Source organism: Hyella patelloides LEGE 07179, from assembly GCF_900659865.1.
GTDB classification, from domain to species: Bacteria; Cyanobacteriota; Cyanobacteriia; order Cyanobacteriales; family Xenococcaceae; genus Hyella; species Hyella patelloides.
The window spans coordinates 1-2,900 of the sequence record NZ_LR214221.1 but is presented as its reverse complement, the minus strand read 5'-3'; the positions used below and the strand labels follow the sequence as shown (position 1 = coordinate 2,900).

Sequence of the window (2,900 nt, the reverse complement as noted above, 5' to 3'; positions counted from 1 at the left end):
ATGAAATTTTGAAGAGAAATTTTATTTTTTCTTTCCTCCCAATAATGAAATGAATCAACCACCTTCCAAATCATCTACAGGAATTCTTCAACTACCTTTAAAGCTATGGATACGATGGCATGAACTCATCCTCAGAATATCGATCACTGTGATGGCAGCAGCAGCAGTTTCCCGCATTGGTTACGGGATTGCCCGTTTGCTGTTTCTTAAAGGTCCTAATCCTGCTGTTGATTTAATGCAACGTTACACAGAGGTTCAGCTTTGGTTTTCTGGAGGACACGTATATAGTCAGTTAACAAATGGGGGAGTCTATCCGCCTGCTAGTCATGTAATTCTGTGGCCTTTTTTAATTTATCCATCGTGGACATTTGTTCGTTACTTGTGGGCAATCACTAGCTTGGTTGGGTTAGTTTGGTTGATATATCTTCTACTACGAGCCAGTAAAGCGTACAATTTACAAGAAAAAACTTTTATTACCTTAATTGGTTTAACCACTTATGCCACCAACATCAACATTGGTAATGGTCAGTTAACGATACATATTCTAGCTTCCTTAGTAGCAGGATTAGTGCTTATCAAGAGACATTCATCTGCGCCAAGTCGGTGGAAATCTAGCCTACTAGCAGGCTTTTTGATCGCTGTTGCGCTGGTCAAACCTACAGTGACTGCCCCATTCTTTTTAATCCCGATGTTTGTTCCTAGAGGTTGGTTGGTAGCTGTTTTTGCTGGTATTATTTATATTCTATTTGCCTTGATTGCCACAGCATTTCAAGACTCCAATATTATCGACCTTCATCTAGATTGGTTAGAGCGTGGAGTATCGGGAACTGTAGTTGGTTCAACAGCAGAACCAAATATGCTGGTGGGATATGGAGACATCCATAATCTTTTGAATTCAATAGGACTTTCAGAATTTAACTTCGAGTTTTCGATGCTGATTTTGCTTATTTTTGGTATCTGGCTTTATTTTCATCGTTATGTTGATTTGTGGCTTTTGATTGGAATTACAGCATTAATATCAAGATTTTGGGCTTATCATAGGGTTTACGATGATCTTGTAATCATATTACCCATGGTGACTTTATTTCGCCTTGCCAAACAAACTACTATGGATCGAACAGCTAGAACTCTGAGTGGTATCGTGTTGGCGATCGCAACTTGCTCTATTTTGGTTCCCGATCGGTTGCGCCTTCTAAATCCTCCTTGGGATTTATTATTTAAAGGTGGACAAGTAACAGTTTGGTTCTTGATGTTAGGATTTCTGGTTTTTCAAGCTTTCGTACAAAGAAATAAGATAATTGGCGTTGCTGATTTAAGTAATGTCACCCAAAATAATACGGTTCGTAGCTATAAGCTATAGGCTATAAGCTATAAGCTTTGAAATAATTTTGAATAACAGTATAGATTAGTAAAAACTTGTCTCAGCATTATGCATTCACCAACGCCAGATAATTAAGTTATGAATTCTCAAGACCCTAATTTTTCGATTATAATTCCTACCTATAATCGCCCTGAAAGATTGGCAAATTGCTTGCAAGCGATCGCTAAAATAATTTATTCTAGCGATCGCTTTGAAGTTATAGTAGTGGATGATGGCAGTGAAAGTCTCTTAGACGGAGTAGTTGCACCACTACAAAATAAAATTAAAATCAAATTATTACGTCAAGAAAATGCGGGTCCTGCTGCTGCGAGAAATCGTGGTGCAAAGGAAGCTCAAGGAGAATTTTTGGCGTTTACTGATGATGATTGTCAGCCTTTACCTAATTGGCTTTCGCAATTTGCAGCTAGTTTAGCCACTGCACCAAAAGCCATGATTGGTGGTAAAACGATTAATGCTCTATCGGATAATCCTTTTTCTACCGCCTCTCAAGAATTGATTGATTATCTTTACGAGTATTACAATCCTGCAAAGGGGAAGAAAGCCTTTTTTGCTTCTAACAATATCGCCATGCCAAAATCTGGTTTTGATAGCTTAGGGGGTTTTGATGTTTCCTTTCCTCTGGCTGCTGCGGAAGATCGCGACTTTTGCGATCGCTGGGAAGCTAGCTATCCCATGGTTTACGACCCAGAGGCTCAGATAAATCACTATCATCACCTCAATTTCAAATCTTTTTGGCGACAACATTTTGGTTATGGCAGAGGAGCTTTTTGTTTTCATCAATTGCGCGCCCAAAGAGCAGCCAAAGAACTAGAAGTTGAGCCATTATCTTTTTATTTTGATTTACTTTCTTATCCTTTCTCTCAAGAGGCTGGACAACCCAAAGTTTTGATTTCTAGCTTGTTTTTTCTTTCTCAAGTGGCTAATGTTTCTGGATTCTTCTGGGAAAAATTAAATACTTAGACAATATTTTCATTTAGTATATTTAATAAAGGAGCGAAGCTCCTAGTAGAGGCGGGCGTAAATAAGGTATAAGCTATAAGCGCGATTGCCAATCAAACAGGGTATTAGACCCTACTCGATTGTAGACAACGCAAAGGCGTAATCGTCTTGAACTCAGTAGCGTGATTGTTGGAAGAGCTGTCAACACTCGCTCTCGGACGGGGCGCAACAGCCTTGCAGTTGGGTTTCCCGACCCAGAGGACTGTTGTAAGACAGCGCGCTTTTCAGTCACGCATTTCCTCCCGTCAAGTACAAAGCTATTAGCTATTAGCCATTGGTGACAAGTTAAGAAAAAGTACAAATTGTCAAATGCAGTCAAATTGGTAGCTGTGAGAGTTTTAAACTAGGCAGTGACAATCGATGAAGTGAAAGAGCGATCACGCAGTGCCAGGCTCCGCCTGATCGCGAGTAATTCAATGGCACACTCACAAAAAAGCATTCGAGATCACGTTAGAAACAGAAGTCAGCCCAATGTAGACAATCAAGTAATCTCTCAACAGCTAGAGGATTTAGTTAAGCC

2 protein-coding genes are annotated in these 2,900 nt (G+C 39.7%); both read left to right on the top strand.

Features of this window, described 5'->3' with window-relative positions:
- Positions 1–49: 49 nt before the first annotated feature.
- Positions 50–1,360, top strand: a complete 1,311-nt coding sequence (locus H1P_RS32435; RefSeq protein ID WP_144875472.1) for a glycosyltransferase family 87 protein — start codon at positions 50–52, stop codon at positions 1,358–1,360.
- 99 nt (positions 1,361–1,459) lie between these two features.
- Positions 1,460–2,341 carry a glycosyltransferase family 2 protein gene (locus H1P_RS32430; RefSeq protein WP_144875470.1) on the top strand — a complete coding sequence of 294 codons (882 nt, stop codon included), beginning with the start codon at positions 1,460–1,462 and terminating at the stop codon, positions 2,339–2,341.
- Positions 2,342–2,900: the final 559 nt, after the last annotated feature.